17 protein-coding genes are annotated in these 19,881 nt (G+C 69.8%); 13 read left to right on the top strand and 4 right to left on the bottom strand.

Annotated features, from left to right (window positions below):
• The first annotated feature begins 250 nt into the window (after positions 1-250).
• From ACN28F_RS04625 to ACN28F_RS04605, 5 genes are all read left to right on the top strand, one after another.
• A complete protein-coding gene (locus tag ACN28F_RS04625) occupies positions 251-3,511 on the top strand; it encodes an NACHT domain-containing protein (protein ID WP_421357074.1) in 3,261 nt (1,086 codons plus the stop codon).
• 67 nt (positions 3,512-3,578) lie between these two features.
• Positions 3,579-4,751 (top strand): helix-turn-helix domain-containing protein, encoded by a 1,173-nt coding sequence (locus ACN28F_RS04620; RefSeq protein WP_421357073.1) that lies wholly within the window; start codon positions 3,579-3,581, stop codon positions 4,749-4,751.
• 273 nt (positions 4,752-5,024) lie between these two features.
• On the top strand, positions 5,025-5,198 hold the full coding sequence (locus ACN28F_RS04615) for a hypothetical protein (RefSeq protein WP_421357072.1): 174 nt from the start codon (positions 5,025-5,027) through the stop codon (positions 5,196-5,198).
• Entirely contained in the window at positions 5,195-5,479 is a 285-nt protein-coding gene (locus ACN28F_RS04610) for a hypothetical protein (protein ID WP_282226684.1), read from the top strand. Before ACN28F_RS04615 ends, ACN28F_RS04610 begins: the two co-directional genes overlap by 4 nt.
• On the top strand, positions 5,476-6,651 hold the full coding sequence (locus tag ACN28F_RS04605; RefSeq protein ID WP_421357071.1) for a helix-turn-helix domain-containing protein: 1,176 nt from the start codon (positions 5,476-5,478) through the stop codon (positions 6,649-6,651). The genes ACN28F_RS04610 and ACN28F_RS04605 overlap by 4 nt, the downstream gene beginning before the upstream one ends.
• Before the next feature lie 154 nt (positions 6,652-6,805).
• Here the strand turns inward: ACN28F_RS04605 and ACN28F_RS04600 are convergent, their stop codons facing one another.
• Both ACN28F_RS04600 and ACN28F_RS04595 read right to left on the bottom strand, forming a co-directional pair.
• The gene (locus ACN28F_RS04600; RefSeq protein WP_289206856.1) at positions 6,806-7,120 is read right to left on the bottom strand and encodes a transcriptional regulator; all 315 of its coding nucleotides are present in this window, start codon (positions 7,118-7,120) and stop codon (positions 6,806-6,808) included.
• The gene (locus ACN28F_RS04595) at positions 7,117-7,512 is read right to left on the bottom strand and encodes a type II toxin-antitoxin system RelE/ParE family toxin (RefSeq protein WP_421357070.1); all 396 of its coding nucleotides are present in this window, start codon (positions 7,510-7,512) and stop codon (positions 7,117-7,119) included. The genes ACN28F_RS04600 and ACN28F_RS04595 overlap by 4 nt, the downstream gene beginning before the upstream one ends.
• 209 nt (positions 7,513-7,721) lie before the next feature.
• On the opposite strand from ACN28F_RS04595, the gene ACN28F_RS04590 reads away from it, so the two are divergent.
• A complete protein-coding gene (locus ACN28F_RS04590; protein WP_421357069.1) occupies positions 7,722-9,197 on the top strand; it encodes an AAA family ATPase in 1,476 nt (491 codons plus the stop codon).
• 10 nt (positions 9,198-9,207) lie between these two features.
• Here the strand turns inward: ACN28F_RS04590 and ACN28F_RS04585 are convergent, their stop codons facing one another.
• A complete protein-coding gene (locus ACN28F_RS04585) occupies positions 9,208-9,783 on the bottom strand; it encodes a TetR/AcrR family transcriptional regulator (protein ID WP_421357068.1) in 576 nt (191 codons plus the stop codon).
• An 86-nt stretch (positions 9,784-9,869) separates the two neighbouring features.
• Here ACN28F_RS04585 and ACN28F_RS04580 point away from each other — a divergent pair, with 86 nt between their 5' ends.
• The 3 genes from ACN28F_RS04580 (at position 9,870) to ACN28F_RS04570 (ending at position 12,648) form a co-directional block, all read left to right on the top strand.
• Positions 9,870-10,784 (top strand): SDR family NAD(P)-dependent oxidoreductase, encoded by a 915-nt coding sequence (locus tag ACN28F_RS04580; protein ID WP_421357067.1) that lies wholly within the window; start codon positions 9,870-9,872, stop codon positions 10,782-10,784.
• Between the two features lie 125 nt (positions 10,785-10,909).
• Entirely contained in the window at positions 10,910-11,371 is a 462-nt protein-coding gene (locus ACN28F_RS04575; RefSeq protein WP_421357066.1) for a GbsR/MarR family transcriptional regulator, read from the top strand.
• Positions 11,368-12,648 (top strand): glycosyltransferase, encoded by a 1,281-nt coding sequence (locus ACN28F_RS04570; protein WP_421357065.1) that lies wholly within the window; start codon positions 11,368-11,370, stop codon positions 12,646-12,648. The genes ACN28F_RS04575 and ACN28F_RS04570 overlap by 4 nt, the downstream gene beginning before the upstream one ends.
• A 21-nt stretch (positions 12,649-12,669) precedes the next feature.
• Here the strand turns inward: ACN28F_RS04570 and ACN28F_RS04565 are convergent, their stop codons facing one another.
• Positions 12,670-13,293, bottom strand: a complete 624-nt coding sequence (locus ACN28F_RS04565; protein ID WP_421357064.1) for a helix-turn-helix domain-containing protein — start codon at positions 13,291-13,293, stop codon at positions 12,670-12,672.
• Positions 13,294-13,518: 225 nt separating this feature from the next.
• Here ACN28F_RS04565 and ACN28F_RS04560 point away from each other — a divergent pair, with 225 nt between their 5' ends.
• The 4 genes from ACN28F_RS04560 (at position 13,519) to ACN28F_RS04545 (ending at position 19,837) form a co-directional block, all read left to right on the top strand.
• Entirely contained in the window at positions 13,519-14,907 is a 1,389-nt protein-coding gene (locus ACN28F_RS04560) for an amidohydrolase family protein (RefSeq protein WP_421357063.1), read from the top strand.
• Entirely contained in the window at positions 14,904-15,938 is a 1,035-nt protein-coding gene (locus ACN28F_RS04555; RefSeq protein ID WP_421357062.1) for an ABC transporter permease, read from the top strand. The genes ACN28F_RS04560 and ACN28F_RS04555 overlap by 4 nt, the downstream gene beginning before the upstream one ends.
• Positions 15,939-16,085: 147 nt before the next feature.
• The gene (locus ACN28F_RS04550) at positions 16,086-17,264 is read left to right on the top strand and encodes a substrate-binding domain-containing protein (protein ID WP_421357061.1); all 1,179 of its coding nucleotides are present in this window, start codon (positions 16,086-16,088) and stop codon (positions 17,262-17,264) included.
• Positions 17,265-17,269: 5 nt separating this feature from the next.
• Complete coding sequence (locus ACN28F_RS04545) at positions 17,270-19,837, top strand: ATP-binding cassette domain-containing protein (RefSeq protein WP_421357059.1); 2,568 nt, start codon at positions 17,270-17,272, stop codon at positions 19,835-19,837.
• Positions 19,838-19,881: the final 44 nt, after the last annotated feature.

Here is a 19,881-nt window from a genome sequence, read left to right as displayed (position 1 = left end):
GCTCTTGGACCGCGCGGAGATCGAGGACGCATTCCACAGGCTCGGAGGTCGCCTGCACCGGCGAGAGCGCATCTTGGCCATGTAGGTGCTCCTGGCAAGTTGTACGTTGCCGGTGCGAAGATGACCGCATCCATCGGTGGCACGACGAGGGCACTGGCCGCCACTGATGACGCCGGACGATGGACGAGACCTACCGGAATTTGTGCCACCCCGGTACTCTGCGTCGGTCGGCGGCTGGCGGAGGTCCGAAGTGGGCACAGTGGAATCGACGTTGTTGCGTGTGGTTGGTGCGGCGGTGGCGCCAGTGTTGACAGCCTGGTTGGGGAAGCGCCGAAACAAACGCGAACGGGCAAATTTGCTGGCGGATCTAGTCGATACCGGAATCCTCGACGATGTCGGACTGAGGAGGACAAAACGCCGCATCGACGAGCTCGTGGACACGGTCTACGAACGGATTCGTCCACTGATCGATAAGCGATTCGCAGACCTCCCTGAGCATGAGCTGCGGGCCGCGCTCGATGCGGTGGCGGACACCTTCGATGCAGCAGACCTGTCGGACGCTGCGCTGTTCGCCGACGACCTGCAAGCCGCGCAGTTGTCTACCAGGCTACGGCAGCAACTGCCGTCCATGCCCGTGCGTGCCGGACTAAGTGCTGCGGCGGAGCAGGTCTACAACCTGATCTTTGACGAGTGCTGTGTCTGCCTGATCCAGTTGGTGATCCAGCTTCGCCCGTTTCAGGCACGTGTGGCTGTCGAGATGCTGGACCGGCTCACCGACGTCAGCGCTGCGCTGGGCCAGGTCCTCGCCCGGCTACCGGTGACCAGCCTCGACGCACCAGCGGGCACCGACCACGACACCCAGTTCGAAGCCCGCTACCTGGCGCACGTGATCGCCACGCTCGACCGACTCGAACTTTTCGGCGTGGATGTGCGTCGATTCCGGCTGCAGACACCGTTGAGCGTCGCGTACATCAGTTTGGCAGTCAGCGGAGAGGCGGCCCGGGGGCCGCGACGTAGTCTGCGCTGGAATCCGGGGAAGCTCCGGCACGACCGGTCGTACTTCGAGGACGCCTCGGTTCGGGTGGAAAGCGCTCTCGGCTCAGCCCGACGGATCCTTATCCGTGGGGAGGCGGGTTCCGGCAAGACAACCCTGGTTCAGTGGATTGCCGTCACCGCCGCGCGCAGCGGCTTCAGTGGCGAGCTGAGTGAGTGGAACGGGTGCGTGCCCTACGTCGTGCGGCTACGCCACTACGTGGGCCTGCCCTTGCCGAAACCTGAGGAATTACTCAGCGGCGTTGCAGACCCGCTCGCCGGACTGCTGCCGCCTGGGTGGGTGCACCGCCGTCTTGCCGACGGTGCGGTGCTCTGCGTCGATGGCGTCGATGAAGTGCCGGAGGGGCAGCGCCGAGCGGTTCGTGAGTGGCTGCGCGGCCTGCTGGCCGTGTATCCCGAGCTGCGGGTGGTTGTGACCTCGCGGCCCGCAGCTGCCGCTGCTCGATGGCTGCACGCGGAAGGGTTCGCGGTTGCGAACCTGGAACGGATGGGCCCGTCGGATGTGCGCGCGTTGATTCGGCACTGGCACGAGGCCGTACGCAGCGGTGGAGACCTGCCGTGTGAGCCGCACCAGCTGGCCGGTCATGAGCAGCGACTGCTCGTCCAACTCGACGGCAGCGCCCATCTCCAGGCGCTGGCTGCCAGCCCACTGCTCTGCGCGATGCTTTGTGCGCTCAATCTGGACCGGGATAGCCGACTGCCCCGCAACCGGATCGACATCTACCAGGCAGCGATGGACATGCTGCTAGAGCGGCGTGACGCACAACGCGGGGTACGGTCAACGCTGCCCGACCTCACTAGCCGTCATCAGGTACAGCTGCTCCAGCAGGTCGCCTGGTGGCTTACCCTGAACGGCAGGACCGAGCTTGCCCGCGAGGAGGCCCTGCATCAGATTCGGCAGCGACTCGCCGGGATGCAGGTGCCCGACGCTGCCGAATCGGTGCTGGACCACCTCGTGCAGCGCAGTGGAGTGTTACGCGAGCCGGTGCCCGACCGGATCGACTTCGTGCACCGAACCTTCCAGGAGTACCTGGCAGCACGGGAGGCGGCCGAGCAGGGCCACGACGGCGCCTTGGTGGGTCAGGCCCATCTGGATACCTGGCGGGAGACGATCGTGCTCGCCGCCGGCCTCGCGAACGCGCCGGTACGCCGGTCCCTCCTGACCGGGCTGCTTGACCGCGCATCGAACGAAACGAAGCAATCACGGCATCTGCGGCTGCTTGCCGCCGCCTGCCTGGAAACCGCGCCGGCGGTTGAACCGGCGGAATTGCTGCAACGGATCCGCGACGGGGTACAGAAACTGCTGCCGCCCCGATCGGTGAAGGAATCTCGTTCGCTCGCCGGGGTCGGAGAACCGCTGCTTCGCGAACTGCCAGCTGAGCCTGGCCAACTCACTGAGGCGCAGGCCACTGCGTTGATTCGCACAGCCGCACTGATCAACGGTCCTGGTTCGCTGGACTTCCTGGCTGGCTTCGCGTTGGATGTGCGTCCCCGGGTGCAGCGAGAACTTATCTCGGTATGGCCATATTTCGATCCGAAAGAGTATGCTCAAAACGTCCTTGCCGAGGCTCCGCTCGACAGCGGTCACGTGCTGGTCTTCGATTTAGCCTTGCTGCCCTGGCTCGCATTTCTTAAGAATCATAAGTCTACGACGATTAGCCTGCATCACATGGTGAAACTCGAGCGGCTCCGTGACGTGCCGGGCCTCGTTTCGCTAGGTCTGAGTGGCGGTTTCTCGGGGCAATTGTCTGAGCTTGAAGTGCATGGGCTACTTGTTGATGTCAGCCTGTCAAGCCCGCAGAAGAATGTTAGCCTCGACTCCCTCGGTGGCCTTGCAAATTTGTCTCAATTGTCGCTCAACAGCTTTCCGGAGGGGCAGGACTTTTCGCCTTTGAAGTGGCTGGTTAATCTGAAGTCTCTGGGTTTGTTTAATTGTGGACTAGTGAATGTTGATTTTGTTTCCTGCCTCCCGTCTTTGGTTGACGTCTATCTCAATTCTCTGGGTCGAGTTGACGTTTCGCTTTTAGGGAGCCTGAAAGATCTTCGCAATTTCTCTTTTGGGGGTTCTCTGGAACCTGTCGGTGGACTCTTGGCGCTAGTCGAAGCTGTGCCGAGAGTGAGGAGTCTAGATCTGTTTGGTTCTGGCTGGTTGAGTGAAGCGTTGCCCTTACGGAAGCTGGTCGAGCTGGAGTACTTATACCTCGGTGGAACCGAGGTTAAGGATCTGTCGTCGTTGGCAACTCTTTCTTCCCTTCGTCGACTGGAGATTGGGGTCCGAGGTGAGACGATTGATCTCCGCCCGCTCGCATCACTACCAGGGCTGCGTGACTTGGAGGTGCTCTTCTCCTGCGTCGACCTCGCGCCACTCGCCGGCCGTAAGCTGGCGGTGAGGCTGCGTGCGGGAGCCAAGGCGATCGGCGCCGTACCTCTAGGGATTCGAATCAGACGTCACCGCTGACGTGTCTCGTGGCGGTGCGTTGGTCGAGCCCTTCCGGAGGTATCCTAAGGCCTGATGGCGGTTGTGAATGTCGGTTCACGGAAAGCCATCGACGTTTTCGATCTTGGTGGTGACCGTTATGTCGCGTATCGTCGACCCACGTCTCCCAGCCACCCTGCGTGCGCTTCGTGAGCACGCTGGCCTATCCCTGCGTGATCTTGCGAAGCGGGCGTACTCAAGTCGGTCTCACCTGCATGACATCGAGCAGGGGCGCAAGTCGCCGCCTCAGGACTTGATAGTGCGTATCGATGAGGCGCTTGGTGCGGGTGGACATCTCGCGGGGATGGTGCGTGATGATCCGGCTGGCCTGTCGGGGGATGAGCAGCAGCGACTCCGCGCTGCCATCACGAGGCCGCGTCGGATCGACGCGGGAACGATCGACTCCCTGGCAGGGGTGCTTGCCCATCAGCGGCGGCTCGAAGATGTCGTTGGCTCGGCTGCGGTGGTCAGGCCAGTGCTCGCGCAGCTGTCAGCCATCGAACAGCTCGTCAACGGTGCCCGGCACGACAAACACTGGCTGCGGCTCGTCGATGTCGCTGGCCAGTGGGCTCAGTTCGGCGGCTGGTTGTCCGCTGCGACCGGCGATCATGCGAGCAGTCGCGCGTGGTATCTCCGTGCTATGGAGTGGGCTACGGAGGCAGGCAATCCTCACCTGACGGCTACATCGCTGAGCATGCGTGGGCACCTCGCCTGGATGCGTGGCGAGACAGCCGCCATGGTGGAGCTGTCGCGTGCCGCTGCATGGCAGCCGGCCAGCCCTGGTGTACGGGGCGTTGCTGTTCAGCAGGAGGCTCGCGGTCTAGCAATCCTGGGTGACGCTGAAGGCGCTGATCGGCAGCTCGACAACGCTCAAGAGCTGACAGCCCGAGCCGCTGACGCACGAGACCGCGAGCCTGACTGGCTGTACTTCCATGATCCGACGTACCTGATGATGCAACGAGGCTTGGCGCAGCGGTACTTGCGCCGATACGACCGCGCGGTGGAGCTGTTGCAATCAGGCTTGGATCAGCTGCCCGGCGAGGTGCGTCGATCGGACTGGGTCGGTTGGTACGTGTGCCAGTTGGCTGCGACACATGTGGCGGCGGGTGATCGGGACGTCGCTGCATCGTGGATCGCGGAGGCGCGAGAGATTGCTGACTCGACGGGGGCGAAGCGCCTCGCTGGGGAAGTGGCACAGGTCGAGCGGGAGATCGATTGCTGACCGCTGTCTGCCGGTCTGCGGACGCCGGTAAGACACGCACACTGTAGACCCTCACTTCACGTGCCGGGCAGGCTACTCGCAGAGGTTGCGCCGTCGCCTCCCGTACCGGGTGGTGAGTTCGGCGGTGGTGCGGCCTCGCGTTAGCTGGGCCCGACGTCGCATCCCGTGATCGCCCTTTTCGCGCGTCGGGCCCGCCTGTCGGGCGGCGGCTCGGGGTCGACGTGGAGAGCCACCTCGGGTCGCCGCCCTTCCAACACTCGTTGAGGGGGCAGCGTGCTCGGGAAGTGGTTTCAGCGTGCGGACGTACCGGTGGACGTGGTCTATCCGGTGCCGGGCCGGCGGCGGTACGCCGACCGCACGGTGCCGCCGTCGGACCGGCGGCCGGCGACCCGTACGGATCGGGCGCAGGCGCGGGGCGGTAACGCCGGCCGACACTACCTGCCATGAGGACACCCGCAACCGGCAGGGAGCCGGTGCACGAGCCGGTGCGGCCGTCGTGGTGCTGCGCGGTCTGTCCGGACGGGACGCCGTGGCCCTGTCCGCCGGGCCGCACGCAGTTGGCGGAGGCGTACGTCGGTGAGCCGGTCGCGTTGTCGGTCGACGTCGGCGAACTGCTGACCCTGGCCGCCGAGGAGGCCGGCATCACCGACCCGGCCGAGCTGTACGAACGCTTCGTCTCCTGGACCTGGATCGACGGGACCTGGATCGACGCGGGTGGGCGGCCGTGAGCGTGGCGGTGGGGCGTCGGGTCGCCCTGTGGCGGGTACGCCGGCAGATGACCCGGCAGGTGCTCGCCGACCGGATCGGCCGGTCGAAGAGCTGGGTGGAGAAGGTCGAGCGTGGTGTCCGGCGGTTGGACCGATTCTCGCTGATCCGGCAGGTCGCCGAGGTGCTGCGGGTCGACCCTGCGGAGTTGATCGGCCCGGACCGGCCATCGGAGCATGGCGGGGCGGTCGACGGGGTGGCGGCGGTCCGGGCGGCGCTGGCCAGCTACGAGATGTTCACCGCCGCCGACAGCGGGCCGGCGGTGGAACGCGAGGTCACGCAGCGGGTGGAGCATGCCTGGTCGACGTACCAGCACGGCGACTATCCCCGGCTGCTGCGGATGACACCGGAGCTGCTGTACGCCGCCCGGCGGCTGCACGCCACCCGGCCTGGGCCGGGGGCGGAGTTGTTGGTGCGCGCGTACCGGATCATCGCGCTCGTGCTGGTCAAGGTCGGCGAACCCGAGCTGGCCTGGTTGGCGGCCGATCGGGCGCTTGCCGTGGCCAACAGTGATCCGGTGCTGGCCGGGTCGGCGGCGGTGCCGCTCGGGCAGGCGCTGCGCGCGTTGGGCCAGGATCGGTTGGCGATGACGACGACGGTCGCCGCCGCCGACCGCATCGCGGCGGCATCGGTCGAGTGCGGCACGGTGTACGGGACGTTGCTGCTGCAGGCCGGGTTGGCCGCTGCCGGCTGCGGCGAAACCCGCAGCGTCGACGAGCTGCTCGGCCGGGCCGCTGACGTCGCTGGCCGCATCGGCGACGGGCTGGACTACCGTACGGCAAGCTTCGGCCCGGCGGCCGTCGAGCTGGCGCACGTCGTGGCGGCCGTGGAGTCGGGCGACGCCCGGCAGGCGGTACGCCGACACGAGACGGCCACCCGGCGGCAGGCGTGGTGCGGGCTGCCGGCGGAGCATCGCGCGGCGTACCTGGTGGACGCCGCGCGGGCACACCTCGACGTCGGTGACTTCGCGGCGTTGGGACGGTGGTTGGTCGAGGCGGACCGCGTCGCACCGGCTGAGATCCGCTGCCGGCCCTCCGCCCGTACGGTCGTGGCGGAGATCGCCCGGTGCGGGCCGGACACCGCCGGCGTCGCCCGGCTGGCGACGGCGCTCGGGCTGACGACCAGCGTTTCGTAACGAGGGAACCTGTATGAACCTCAACCCGCCAGTTTTACGACAATGCAGGTTCCCTCGTCGGCGTCAGCCGGCCCGCGTCACCGCGTCGGGTCAGCGGGTGAAGGCGGCGTCGGGGCCGTAGCGGGCCACGGTCCGATGGAGCCGTCTGCTGGCGTCAGGCGATCTGGCGAAGGTCGTTGCCGTAGTCGAAAATGATCCGCATCCGCGCGCCCAATGCTCGTGCGTACCGACTCAGGGTGGCGACCTCGTTGACGTCGAGGTCGCCGTTCTCGATCTGGCTGATCCGGCCCGGGGTAACCCCCATCAACTCGGCGACCTGCCGTTGGGTGAGTCCGAGCCGCTGGCGTTCCTCGGCGAGGTGGAAGGCACTGATCCATGCCTCGGTACGCGCGCGTTCCGTCGCCAGCGAGGCGTCGTCCCCATCGTGTAGTTCGCTGCGGACGTCGTCCCAGTCGTGGAACTCGGTCATTGCCCCTCCCGCCTCTTCCTTTCGAAGGCCAGCCAGCCTTCGTACGCGACCTCCGCCGCCGGAATCACCATCTTGTACCACTTTGACCAGTTGCCGGCCTTGTTGCCGGCGACCAACAGCACCGCTTGCGACCAGGGATCGAAGACGAAGAGAACCCGGATTGCGACGTCGCGCCCGGACCTGGGTCGCAACTCCTTGAGGTTGCTGATACTTGAACCTTGCAGTGTGTCAACCAGTGGGCGCCCCAGCCCTGGACCAATCTCGGCCAGCATGTCGATCGCAACGTTCACCGATCGGTATGTTTCCGGGTCGGCTTGGCGAAGCGTGCGCAGCCAGTCGCGGACATCGGCCGTTGTCCGGATTGCCCATCGCCGGGCCGGTTCGGGAGACACGCAGTAACTATAGCTCGAACTAAACACCCGTGCGGGAGCGGGACGGACCGGGCGCTGCCGACGCCGCCCGGCTGGCGACCGGATGCTTAAGTCCAGGGAACCTGTGCGGCTCTTCTATCGGCGGGTCAAGGGGTAGGTCATACCGGGGCGTGCAAGATGTAAGTATAGTTATAGGAACTACGCTTACACTAGCGTGACGGGGTGGTGGGGTGGAGAAGCCGGCGGAGATCTTCGACCGTGACGTCGAGTGGGACGAGTTGGTCAGGTTCGCGCGCCTGCCGCAGGGTGGGGCGATGCTGGGAGTGGTCTCCGGCCGTCGTCGTCAGGGCAAGACGTTCCTGCTCGACGCATTGGTACGGGCGGCTGGCGGGTTCATGTTCACCGCCACGGAGTCGTCCGAGGCTGACGCGTTGCGCCAGTACGGTGATGCGCTCGGCGGCTATCTGGGTGAGGCGACGCCGCTGCGGTTTGTGAACTGGGACGAGGCGGTCACCCGGACGATGACACTCGCCCCTGCCGGGCCACTTCCGGTGGTGATCGACGAGTTTCCGTTCCTGGCCCGAGTCAGTCCGGCGCTGCCCTCGATCATCCAGCGGGCTCTCGACCCGGCAGGACAGCGGTCGAACACCCAGGTGCGGCTGCTGCTGTGCGGTTCGGCGCTGTCTTTCATGGGCGGCCTGCTGTCCGGCACCGCGCCGCTGCGCGGACGGGCCGGCCTGGAGTTGGTGGTCCGCACGCTGGACTACCGGGCCGCGGCCCGGTTCTGGGGGATCGCCGATCCGCGCACCGCCCTGCTGGTCAACGCGATCGTCGGCGGTACCCCCGCCTACCGGCACGAGTTCACGCAGGACGATTCACCGGCCGGGCCGGACGATCTCGACGACTGGGTGGTGCGTGCCGTGTTGAACCCGGCCCGCCCGCTGTTCCGGGAGGCCCGCTACCTGTTGGCGGAGGAGCCCGACATTCGCGACCCCGCGTTGTATCACTCGGTGCTGGCGGCGATCGCGGACGGTCGTACCCGCCGAGGTGAGATCGCGAACTTCCTGGGCCGGCAGCCATCCGACCTGGCCCACCCGCTGGGTGTGCTGGAGGACGTCGGCCTGGTCGTGCGGGAGGACGACGCGTTCACCAGCAACCGGGGCGTCTACCGGATCGCCGAGCCGCTGCTCGTCTTCTACCACGCCGTGATGCGGCCGGCCTGGGGCGATCTGGAACGTACCGGCCGGTCGCGGCAGGTCTGGCCCCGGCAGCAGCGCACGTTCCTGAGCAAGGTCGTCGGCCCGCGCTTCGAGACGATCTGCCGCGAATGGACCCGCTGGGAAGCCGATCCGGACGCTCTCGGCGGTTTTCCGACCCGGGTGGCTGCCGGTGTGGTCAACGACCCCGCCGCCCGCACGCGGCATGAGGTGGACGTGGCGGTCTTCGGCCGCGACGAGCAGGGCAGCGAGGAACTCCTCGCGATCGGCGAGGCCAAATGGCAGGCAACCGTCGGGACCGGTCACCTGCAACGCCTGGCACACATCCGTGACCTGTTGCGTGGTCGCGGCGGGGTCCGGGCCGACCGGTGCCGGCTGCTGCTGTTCAGCGGCGGCGGCTTCGCCGACGACCTTCGCACCGTGGCGGCCACGGACCCCGGCGTCCAACTCGTCGACCCGGACCGCTTGTACGCGGCGGACCGATCCTGAGCGAACGACGTCAGCTCGATCGTCCGGCCTGACGTAACACCCGGAGCAGGTCTTCGACCAGATCCTCGGCGCTCGCGCGGCCCTTTCCGTCGGTCGCCAGGTGGCCGCTGATGGACAGGTCGGCGGCGCCGTGCGCCAGCGCGCGGACCAGGGCGGCGGCCCGTTCCGGGTCGCCGGCGGGCAGGGCCCCGGCGGCCTGGGCCTCGGCGGTCAGCTCGACGAGTCGCCGCCAGGTGGCGCCGGCCCGCTCGTGCAGTTCGGCGGAGGAGTGCATCGACCACCCGTAGACCAGCGCGAACCGACGGGGATGCCGCTGCGCCCAGCGTACGTAGTCGAGCAGGACGCCCCGCAGTAGCGCGGCGGCCTCGGCACGCGGCGTCGGCGTCGCCGTCATGACCCGTTCGAGCCGGTCGAACTCCTGGATGGCGACGGCCTCCAGCAGGGCGTGCTTGTCGCTGAAGTGCTTGTACGGCGCGTTGTGTGACACGCCGGCCCGACGCCCGACCTCCCGGAGGGTGACCCGCTCCGGGCCGCCCTCGTCGAGTAGTGCGGTCGCCGCGGCGACCAGGTCGTCCCGGGTGCTCATCGCCCGATCCTAGAGCAGGTTGACGCCGTCAACCTGGCGACGTAGGGTCAGGTTGACAAGGTCAACCTCTCGAAGGGTTCATGCCGATGAGAACCGTCGTCATCACCGGAGCCACCGCCGGCCTCGGGCTGCGCGTCGCCGGGCGGCTCGCCGCCCAGGGCTGGCACGTCGTGCTCGGCCACCGGGCCGAGAGCCGGGGGCAGGCGGCGGCCCGGCAGATCCGTCGCCGGACCCCCGCCGCGAGCCTCGAACTGCTCCGGATCGACCTGGCCGACCTGCGATCGGTCGCCGACGCGGCCGGGGCGCTGCGCCGGTCCGATCAGCGTCCGCCGCTGCACGCCATCGTCGGCAACGCCGGCATCCAGGTCATCGACGGGGTGCGCCGGTCCGCCGACGGCTACGAGCTCACCTTCGCCACCAACCACCTCGGTCACCATCTGCTCGTCACCGGGCTGCTCGACGACCTGGCCGCCGGGGCCCGGATCGCGATCGTCAGCAGCGGCACCCACTGGCGGGAGAAGAGCATGGGATTCCCGGAGCCACGCTGGACGAGCGCCCGCGAGCTCGCCGACCCGTCCGACGCCGACCCGACCCCGACGGCGGGCCGGGTCCGCTACTCCACCTCGAAGCTGGCGAACATCTACTTCGTCTACGAGCTCGCCCGCCGACTGGACGGGCGGCCGATCAGCGTCAACGCGTACGACCCGGGGCTGATGCCCGACACCAGCCTGTCCCGCGACTATCCGGCGCTCGCCCGGGCCGGCTACCGGGCGGCCGCCCCGCTGATCAGCGCGCTACTGCCCGGCGCGCGCAGCTCCCGGGCCTCCGCCCGGCACCTGGCCGACCTGGTCAGCGACGCCCGGTTCGACGGCACCACCGGTGCCTACCTGGAGGGTCCGAAGATCGCCCCGTCCTCACCCGAGTCGTACGACGTCGCCCGGGCCCAGCAGCTCTGGGCCGACAGCGAGCAACTGATCGACCAGGCACTCGCCCGCCGCTGAGCTGAGTAGGACCGCTGCGGATCGCGCCATCAGCAGCCGTGTTACCGTTGACGTTCGGGAAGTACTGAACGTTCGTGATGATGATGTCCCGTGGCGGGGCGTCCCCGGCGACGAAGGAGATGCGCGTGGACCCGGACGCCGGGCGGCGGTACGCCGAAGAGGTCGGGGTCGCCCTCGCTGCGATGGGCACCACCCCTGCGTTCGGCAAGCTGCTCGGCTGGCTGCTGATCTGTGACCCGCCGGGCCAGACCACCGCGCAACTGTGCCAGGCGGTCGGGCTGTCCAAGGCCTCCGTCTCGGCCGGGATGCGGGCCCTGGAGCAGTCCGGCATGGTGCGCCGGGTGCCGACCAGCGGCCGTGGCCACGCGTACGAGATACAGCCGGACGCCTTCGCCCGGGTGATCGACCCCACCGACAAGATGCGCACCTTCGCCGATCTGATGCAGCGGGGCATCGATCTCGTCGGCGACGCGGACGCTCCGGAGGCGGACCGGCTCCGGAGCAGCCGCGACTTCTACACGTTCATGATCGAACGGGTGCCGGCCCTGATGGAGGAGTTCCGGCGGCAGACCGGAAGGAGCGTGTGACGGTGCGGGTCCTGATCGTCACCGTCGGATCGCGCGGCGACGTCCAGCCGTACCTGGCGCTCGGCACCGGGCTGCGGGCGGCCGGCCACGACGTCACCTTGGCCACCTGCGCCAGGTTCCGGTCCTTCGTCACCGACCACGGCCTGACGTACGGCCACCTCGGCGACGAGATCCTGCAACTGCTCGACTCGGCGGCGGGCCGCGCCGCGATGGAGGACACCACCGGACTTCTCGGCTCGATCAGGACCAACATCAGGCTGGCCCGGCAGGCGAACCCGATCAACCGGGGGCTGCTGGCCGACGTCTGGCAGGCGGCCCGCCAGGCCGACCCGGAGGTGATCGTCTACCACCCCAAGGCGCTGGCCGGCCCGCACGTCGCCGAGAAACTCGGCGTGCCGGCGGTGCAGGCGGTGGCCGTACCGATGTCCGTGGCGACCGGCGACTTCCCGATGATCGGCATGCCGGCGCTGCCGCTGGGCCGCCCGTACAACCGGCTCACCTACCGTCTCGCCGGTGCCGGCTACCGGATGTACGACGGCATGGTCAACACCTTCCGGCAGGAGTCGTTGGGGCTCGCCAGGACCAGCGGCGCGGCCCTGGCCACCCGGCTGCCCGACGGGCGGCCGATTCCGGTGCTGCACGCCATCAGCGGCCACGTCCTGCCGCGCCCCGCCGACTGGCCCGGGCACGCCCAGCTCACCGGATACTGGTTCCTCGAGAGTGCCACCGGTTGGCAGCCACCGGCCAAGCTGGTCGACTTCCTCGACGCCGGCGACCCGCCCGTGTACGTCGGCTTCGGCAGCATGGCCGGGCGCGACCCGCAGCGCCTCACCCGGGCCGTCGGCGACGCGTTGCGCCTGGCCGGCGTACGCGGCGTCGTCGCCACCGGCTGGGGCGGGCTGGACGCGGCGGACCTGCCGGACAGTGTCCTGCCCATCACCCAGGCGCCGCACGACTGGTTGTTTCCCCGGGTGTCCGCCGTGGTGCATCACGGCGGTGCCGGCACCACCGCCGCCGCGCTGCGCGCCGGCAGACCGTCGGTGATCTGCCCGTTCATCCTGGACCAGTTCTTCTGGGGTCGTCGGGTCGCCGCGCTCGGTGCGGGCAGCGCCCCGGTTCCGCAGGCCACGCTCACCGGGCAGCGGCTCGCCGCCGCGATCCGGCAGGTCACCACCGACGCCGACGTCCGGGACGCGGCGGCCGGGTTGGGGCGGCGCATCACGGCCGAGGACGGCGTCGCGAGCGCGGTCGCGCGGATCGAAGCCGCCGTGGCGTGACCGTTCTCAGGTTGTCGACGGTCACAGTCCGGAGTCGGGTCTGGGGCGCACGATGAACCAGATCGCGTGCACGTCCTGGTCGCTGCGGTTCTCCAGCAGGTGCGGGCGGGACGAGTCGAACACCATGCTGTCCCCGGTGCCGAGCACGACCTGCTGGAAGCCGACCTGGCAGGTCAGCTCACCGGCCATGATGTAGGCGTGCTCGTGGCCGGTGTGCCGTTGGAACCGGCCGGACACACTGGACTTCGCGCCAGGCGGGTAGGTGACCCGCAGGAACTCGGTGCCGGATCCGGTCGCCGGGCCGAGCTGCTCCCAGACGACACCGCTGTCCATTTCGATCCGTCGGCCCTGGTCACGGCGTACGACCGCCACCTCGGTGTCCAACCGGGCCTCGATGGTGGTGGCGGCGGCGACCGGTGTCGAGCCGTTCGGCGACGGCGGGGTGTCGAACAGGTCGACCATCGACATGTCGAGGGCCTCGACGATGGCGTACAGCGTGCTCACCGAGGAGCGGGACCGGCCCGTCTCCACCAGTGAGAGCATGCTAGCCGAGACGCCGACCTTCTTGGCCAGCGCCCGCAGCGACATGCCGCGCGCCTGGCGGGCGGCGCGGATCCGCCCACCCAGGTCTTCCGCCTCAGACAATGTCAAGCCACCCCAAACAGCCCAATTAGCCGAACCCTGTGAATCTACCCGATCACGTCCGGGATCGGCTAGCTGATGCCGGCGCAGTGATGAGTGGTGTTGAACGATGTGTTGACTGAGGCTTGACATCGGCGTGGTGTGCGTCTCATCCTTGTCGGACACATTTCCTGCACGAGTCACCTGGGTTTCAACGAGGTTCACGTATTTCGACGAAGGGCGGCACCGATGACAGGCAACGTCCTGCTCGCGGGAGGAATAGTTGTCACCTGCGCCGGGCCAGACGAGGTGCTCTGGCCGGCTGACGTACTGATCGACAACGGCGTGATCGCGGCCATCGGCCGTGACCTGCCCGCTGGCGACGCGCAGCGGGTGGACGTGTCCGGGCGCATCGTCATGCCCGGTCTGGTCGACACCCACCGGCACACCTGGCAGGCGGTGGTCCGCAACATCGCCTCGGACTGGACCCTGGACCAGTACCTGGTCGGCCTGCACGTCGGGCTGAGCCGCTACTTCCGGCCCGAGGACACCTACGCCGGAACGCTGATCGGCGCGCTGGAAGCACTCGACGCCGGCATCACCACCCTGCTCGACTGGTCACACAACCTGTTCACCCCCGAGCACGCCGACGCCGCCGTGGACGCCCTCACCGACGCCGGACTCCGCGCGGTGTTCGCCCACGGTGGCGGCGCGCAGCAGTGGGGCGGCGTGATGCCCTCACCGGTACCGCACCCCGAGGCCGATGTACGTCGGCTGCGCGCCGGCCGGTTCGCCGACAACACCGGCCTGGTCACCATGGGGCTGGCGCTGCGCGGACCGCAGTTCAGCACCCTGGAGGTCACCAAGGGCGACTTCCAGCTCGCCCGCGAACTGGACCTGCGGGTCTCGGTGCACGTCGGCGACGGACACTGGGGCAAGATCAAGCCGATTCACCAGATGAACGGCGAGGGCCTGCTCAGCGACCAGGTCACCTACGTGCACTGCAACACGCTCGCCGACGACGAGCTGCGGCTGATCGCCGACACCGGCGGCACCGCGTCGATCGCCCCCGACGTGGAGATGCAGATGGGGCACGGCTGGCCGGCCACCGGGCGGCTGCTCGACCTCGGCGTACGGCCGTCACTGTCGGTCGACGTGTGCAGCTCGATCGGCGGCGACATGTTCACCACCATGCGTACCGCTCTCGCCGTGCAGCGGGCCACCGACAACAGCGCGGCGGTCGCGGCCGGCGAGGCTCCCGAGCGGGTCCGGCTGTCCTGCGCCGACGTGCTGCGCTTCGCCACCATCGAGGGCGCGCGGGCCAACGGACTCGGCGCGGTCACCGGCTCGCTGGAGGTCGGCAAGGCGGCGGACATCGTGATCCTGGCCGGCGACACGCTCGCCACGATGCCGATGAACAACCCGGTCGCCTCCATCGTCTACGCCGCGCACCCCGGAATGGTCCGCGACGTGCTGGTGGCCGGCCGGTTCGTCAAGCGCGACGGCAAGCTCGTCGGGGTGGACCTCGACCGGCTGCGGGGCCTCGCCGAAGCCTCCCGCGACCACGTCATCTCCTCGCTCGACGGCGCGGCGATCGGCGGCGGCTGGCAGCCCGACCCGAAGCTGCTGCAGACGTGAGCGCCCAGGCCGTGGCCGGTGCGCGGGCAGCGTCGGCGACACCGGCCGTACGGTTGGCCGACCCGCTGCGGGTGCAACTCGCCGGCTGGCCCGCGAGCCGCGCCCTGGCCGCGGTCGTGGTGCTCTTCGCCGCCAGCGCGATCATCTCGCCGGCCAGCGTCAGCGGCACGGCGCTGTTGGCCATGCTGCCGTTCGCCGCGTTGACCATGGTGGTCTCGCTCGGCCAGACCCTGGTCGTGCAGCAGGCCGGCCTCGATCTGTCGGTGGCCGGCGGCATCGCCCTCGGCGCGCTCGTCGTCGCCCGCTACGGCGGCGCGGACGCCCTCGGGCTCGCACCGGCGATCGGGCTGGCCCTGCTCGTCGCGGCGGCCGCCGGACTGGCCAGCGGCCTCGTGGTGACCTACCTGGGGCTGCCCGCCCTGGTCGTCACCCTCGCGATGAACGCGGTGCTGCTCGGCTTCGTGCAGTACCTGTCCGGCGGCTACAGCGCCCAGGTCGCCGAGTCGTTCGCCGGCTTCGCGGTGGGCCGTACCCTCGGCCTGCCCAACCTGCTCTACCTGGCGGTGACGCTGGTCGTCGTCGCCCAACTCGTCCTCAAGACCACCGTGGTCGGCCGCCGGTTCGAGCTCGTCGGCGCGAACCGGCGGGCCGCACACGCGGCCGGCATCAACACCAGGCGGTACACGGTCTCCGCCTACCTGCTGTCCGGGCTGCTCGCCGGGGCAACCGGGGTGCTGCTCGCCGGCTTCCTGCGCACCACCACGCTCAGCGCGGGGGACAGCTACCTGCTGCCGTCGGTGGCCGCCGTCGTACTCGGCGGCACCGCACTCACCGGCGGGCGGGGCAGCCTCGTCGGCACCGCCCTGGGGGCGCTGTTCCTCGGCCAGCTCAACCAGCTCGTGCAGACGTACAGCCAGACCGCCGCGATCCAGAACATCGTCCAGGCCGTGATCATCGGTGTGGGCGTGGTGGTCCAACTCAGCCTCGCGGCGCGACTGCGCCAACGGGCAATCAGACGGACCAGCGGATAGCGCGACCGGACCAACGGACAAAGACCCACCTTGACCAACCGACCCCGTCGGCGGAAAACCTCCGTCGGCCGGCCCACTGCGGCCATGTCCAGATGAATTTTCACTCTATTTCATGATCCTGATCCATCGCCAAGTCAGGAGACTTTGATGACCCGAACAACCAACCTGCGCCGCCACCGGCGGTCCGCAGCCGTCACCGTGTTCGCCGCCGCCTGCCTCACCGTCACCGCCTGCTCGTCGACCGCCGCCCCGAGCGGGGACACCGGCACCGACGGCGGCACCGTCGCCATCGGCAACACCGGCCCGCTGTCCGACCTGATCGACATGAGCGCGGTCTGCGGCGACGAACCGGTCACCGTCGGCCTGGTCGACGGCTTCGGCACCAACTCGTGGTCGCGGATCCTGCGCGCCGAGGTCGAGGACGAGGCACGCAAGTGCCCGGCGATCGAGGGCGTCGAGTACGCCGCCGGCCGTGGCGACCTGCAGGCCACCCTGTCGGCCATCACCGGCATGACAGCCAAGGGCGTCGACATCCTGCTCGTCGTCCCGTCCGCCGGGCCGGGCGCGTCGCACCTGCCGGCGATCCAGGCCGCCCACGCGGCCGGTGTGGTCGTCGTCCCGATCGGCGCCGACCCGACCGGTACGCCCGGCACCGACTACTTCGACTACGTCGACTGGGACACCCGGCACGACGGCGTGTTGTGGGCACAGTGGATGGTCGACCGGCTCGGCGCCGAGGGCGGCAACGTCGTCCTGCTCGGCGGCCCGGCCGGCAACGCGGTCAGCCAGCAGGAACTCGAGGGCATCAACGAGGTCTTCGCCACCGCCCCGCAGATCAACGTGCTGACCCCGGAACCGGTCACCACCAACTGGGACCCGGCGATGACCCAGCAGGCGATGGCCGGCCTGCTCGCCAGGTACCCGCAGATCGACGGCGTGATCAGTGACTACGGCACCGCCACGATGGGCGCCATCCGGGCGTTCCAGAGCGCCGGCCGGCCGCTGGTGCCGATCGCCACCACCGACGACAACGAACTGAGCTGCCTGTTCGACGACGCCAAGGCCGACAACCCGGACTTCGAGCTGGCCACCGTGTCGGCCCGTACCTGGATCGGCCGGGTCGGGCTGCGCAAGGCGCTCGCGCAGATCAACGGCCTGGACAACCAGGAGCCGTCGTTGATCCAGCTCAGCCTCTACGAGGACTCCACCGGTGCCGCCGACGGCGCGGTCACCCCCGCCGACGCCTGCCAGCCGGCGCTGCCGCCGGGCGCCTCACCCTCGTCGCAGCTGTCCGCCGACGACCTCGCCGCGCTGTTCGAGGGCTGACCGCGATGACGACGTCGGTCCGCCACGACACCGTGTTGACCCTGCGCGGGATCGTCAAGACCTATCCGGGCGTACGCGCCCTCGACGGGGTCGACCTGACCGTGCGGGCCGGCGAGGTGCACGCCGTCCTCGGCGAGAACGGGGCCGGAAAGTCCACCCTGGTCGGGGTCGCCGCCGGCGCGGTGGCCCCCGACTCGGGCACCATCACCCTGCTCGGGCGCGAGCACCGGCGGCTCACCCCGGCGTTGGCCCGTGCCGACGGCCTGGCGCTGGTCTACCAGACGCCGGTGCTCGTCGGCAGCCTCACCGTCGCCGAGTCGATGCTGATGCTGCTGCCCGAGCGGGTCCGGCCCGGCGTCGACCAGGTGGCCGCCTGGACCCGCCGCCACCTCGACGGACTCGGCCTGCCCATCGACGCCGCCACCCTGGTCGCCGACCTCACCCCACGCCAGGCGCACCTGGTCGAGATCGCCGCCGCGCTCGGCAGCGAACCGCAGGTGCTCGTCCTCGACGAGCCCACCGAGGCGCTCGGGCCGGACGAGACCGAGTGGCTGTTCGAGCAGGTCCGCCGGCTGGTCGCGGCCGGCGGGGCGGTCGTCTACATCACCCACCGGATCCCGGAGATCCGCCAGATCGCGCAGCGGCTCACCGTGCTGCGCGACGGCCGGGTGGTCGACAGCGGCGACGTCGGGGCACAGACCGACGAGGAGATCGTGGAACTCATCGTCGGGCGTTCGCTGGAGACCACCTTCCCGCCAAAGGCCGACCTGCCCACAGCCGCGCCGACCACAGCCGGACGGGCCGACGCCGACCTACCCACAGCCGGGCGGGCGGACGCTGGCTCGCCGCTGCTGACCTTCGACGGTCTCACCGGCACCGGGTTCCGGGGCGTCGCCGGCGGGGTTCGCCGAGGCGAGATCCTCGGCCTCGCCGGGGTGGAAGGTAACGGGCAGCGGCAGTTCCTGCGGGCGCTCGCCGGCCTGGTGCCGGCGAGCGGCCGGGTAGCGGTCGACGGCCGACCGGTACGGCTGACCGGGCCGGCCACCGCCGCCCGCCACGGCATCGTCTTCCTCTCCGGTGAACGGCTCGCCGAAGCGATGTTCGGCCAGCTCAGCGTCCGGGAGAACGTGGTTGCGACGCACCTGCCGACGGTGTCGATCGGCAAGATACTGCCCCGGCGGGGCGCGGAGCGGCAGACCGTGGCCGCCGCGGTGACGTCGCTGCGGGTCAAGACGGCCACCCTGGACAGCCCGGTCGGTGCGCTGTCCGGCGGCAACCAGCAGAAGGCGCTGCTGGCCCGGGCGGCGCTCGGCGAGCCCGCAGTACTGCTGGTCGAGGACCCCACCCAGGGTGTCGACGCCGGCGCCCGGGTGGAGATCTACCGGGTGCTGCGCGAGCTGGCCGCACGCGGCACCGCCGTGGTGGTGCTGTCCACCGACGCGGTCGAGCTGGAAGGGCTCTGCGACCGGGTGCTGGTCTTCTCCCGGGGTCGGGTGCAGGCCGAACTGGCCGCCGACACCCTCTCCGAACGGCACGTCACCGGCGCCGCCGTACTCGCCACCGAAGCGGCGGTCGAGCACGCCCCGACCGCGACCCGTCCGCCCCGGCGGCGGCTGTTCGGCGGCGAGACGCAGACCCTGGCGGTGCTGGCGATGACCGTCGTGGGCGGCGCGGTCACCGCCGCGTCGTCGCCGGCCTTCCTGAGCCTGATCAGCCTGCAGCAGTTGCTGGTCGCCGCCGCGTCGCTGGCCCTGGTCGGGCTGGCCCAACTGGTCGTCGTCCTCACCGGCGGGATCGACCTGTCGGTCGGCTCGACGGTGGCGGTCGCGGTGGTCACCGTGTCGTTCTTCGCCGACGGCGCACCCGCCGCCTTCGCCGTCGGGATCGTCGCGGCGCTCGTCGCCGGCATCCTGGTCGGCCTGATGAACGGAACCCTGGTGACCGCCGTCGGGCTGCCTCCGGTGGTGGCCACCCTGATCACCGGGATCGGCGTGCTCGGGGTGGCGCAGCTGCTGCGGCCGCTGCCCGGCGGAGCGGCCAGCGGCGCACTGCGGACCCTGCTCGGCACCACGATCGCCGGCGTACCGCTGACCTTCCTGGTCGCGGTCGTCGTCGGCGTCGCCGGGCACCTGGTGTTGCGCCGCTCGCGCCTCGGCCGGGCGCTGCGGGCCACCGGCTCCGACCCGGTGCGGGCCGCGCGGATGGGCGTCGACACCACCCGGACCAAACTCACCGGGTACGCCACCGCCGGCGCGCTGGCCGCGCTCGGCGGGGTGGTGCTGTACGCGCAGACCGGCGTCGGCAACGCCGCCGTCGGCCAGGCGCTCACCCTCGCCTCCGTGGCGGCGGTGGTGCTCGGCGGGGCGAGCATCTTCGGCGGCTCCGGGTCGGCGCTGGCCACCGTCGCCGCCGCCCTGTTCCTGCAGACCGTCACCAGCGCGATCAGTTTCCTGTCGTTCAGCCTCGCCTGGCAGTTCTGGATCCAGGGCGTCCTGGTGGTGGCCGCCGCGTCGTTGCCGCTGCTGCGCAACCGGCGGCGTCGGCGGGCCGTCGTCGCACTCGCCGCCGACTGAGGTCGGCCGGCCCGACCGGGCCGGCAGGCCCGCGCACGAAGAAG

Source organism: Solwaraspora sp. WMMA2101 (assembly GCF_049179175.1).
Taxonomy (GTDB): domain Bacteria; phylum Actinomycetota; class Actinomycetes; order Mycobacteriales; family Micromonosporaceae; genus Micromonospora_E.
Note: the sequence above shows the minus strand (reverse complement) of the source record. Positions and strands in the feature narration are given on the sequence as shown.

Bases quoted from the DNA above. Each gene is read 5' to 3' on its own strand.
- ACN28F_RS04620 (WP_421357073.1), top strand. From the start codon at position 3,579: ATGTCGGTTCACGGAAAGCCATCGACGTTTTCGATCTTGGTGGTGACC.
- ACN28F_RS04610 (WP_282226684.1), top strand. From the start codon at position 5,195: ATGAGGACACCCGCAACCGGCAGGGAGCCGGTGCACGAGCCGGTGCGG.
- ACN28F_RS04600 (WP_289206856.1), bottom strand. From the start codon at position 7,120: ATGACCGAGTTCCACGACTGGGACGACGTCCGCAGCGAACTACACGAT.
- ACN28F_RS04585 (WP_421357068.1), bottom strand. From the start codon at position 9,783: ATGAGCACCCGGGACGACCTGGTCGCCGCGGCGACCGCACTACTCGAC.
- ACN28F_RS04580 (WP_421357067.1), top strand. From the start codon at position 9,870: ATGAGAACCGTCGTCATCACCGGAGCCACCGCCGGCCTCGGGCTGCGC.
- ACN28F_RS04560 (WP_421357063.1), top strand. From the start codon at position 13,519: ATGACAGGCAACGTCCTGCTCGCGGGAGGAATAGTTGTCACCTGCGCC.
- ACN28F_RS04550 (WP_421357061.1), top strand. From the start codon at position 16,086: ATGACCCGAACAACCAACCTGCGCCGCCACCGGCGGTCCGCAGCCGTC.
- ACN28F_RS04545 (WP_421357059.1), top strand. From the start codon at position 17,270: ATGACGACGTCGGTCCGCCACGACACCGTGTTGACCCTGCGCGGGATC.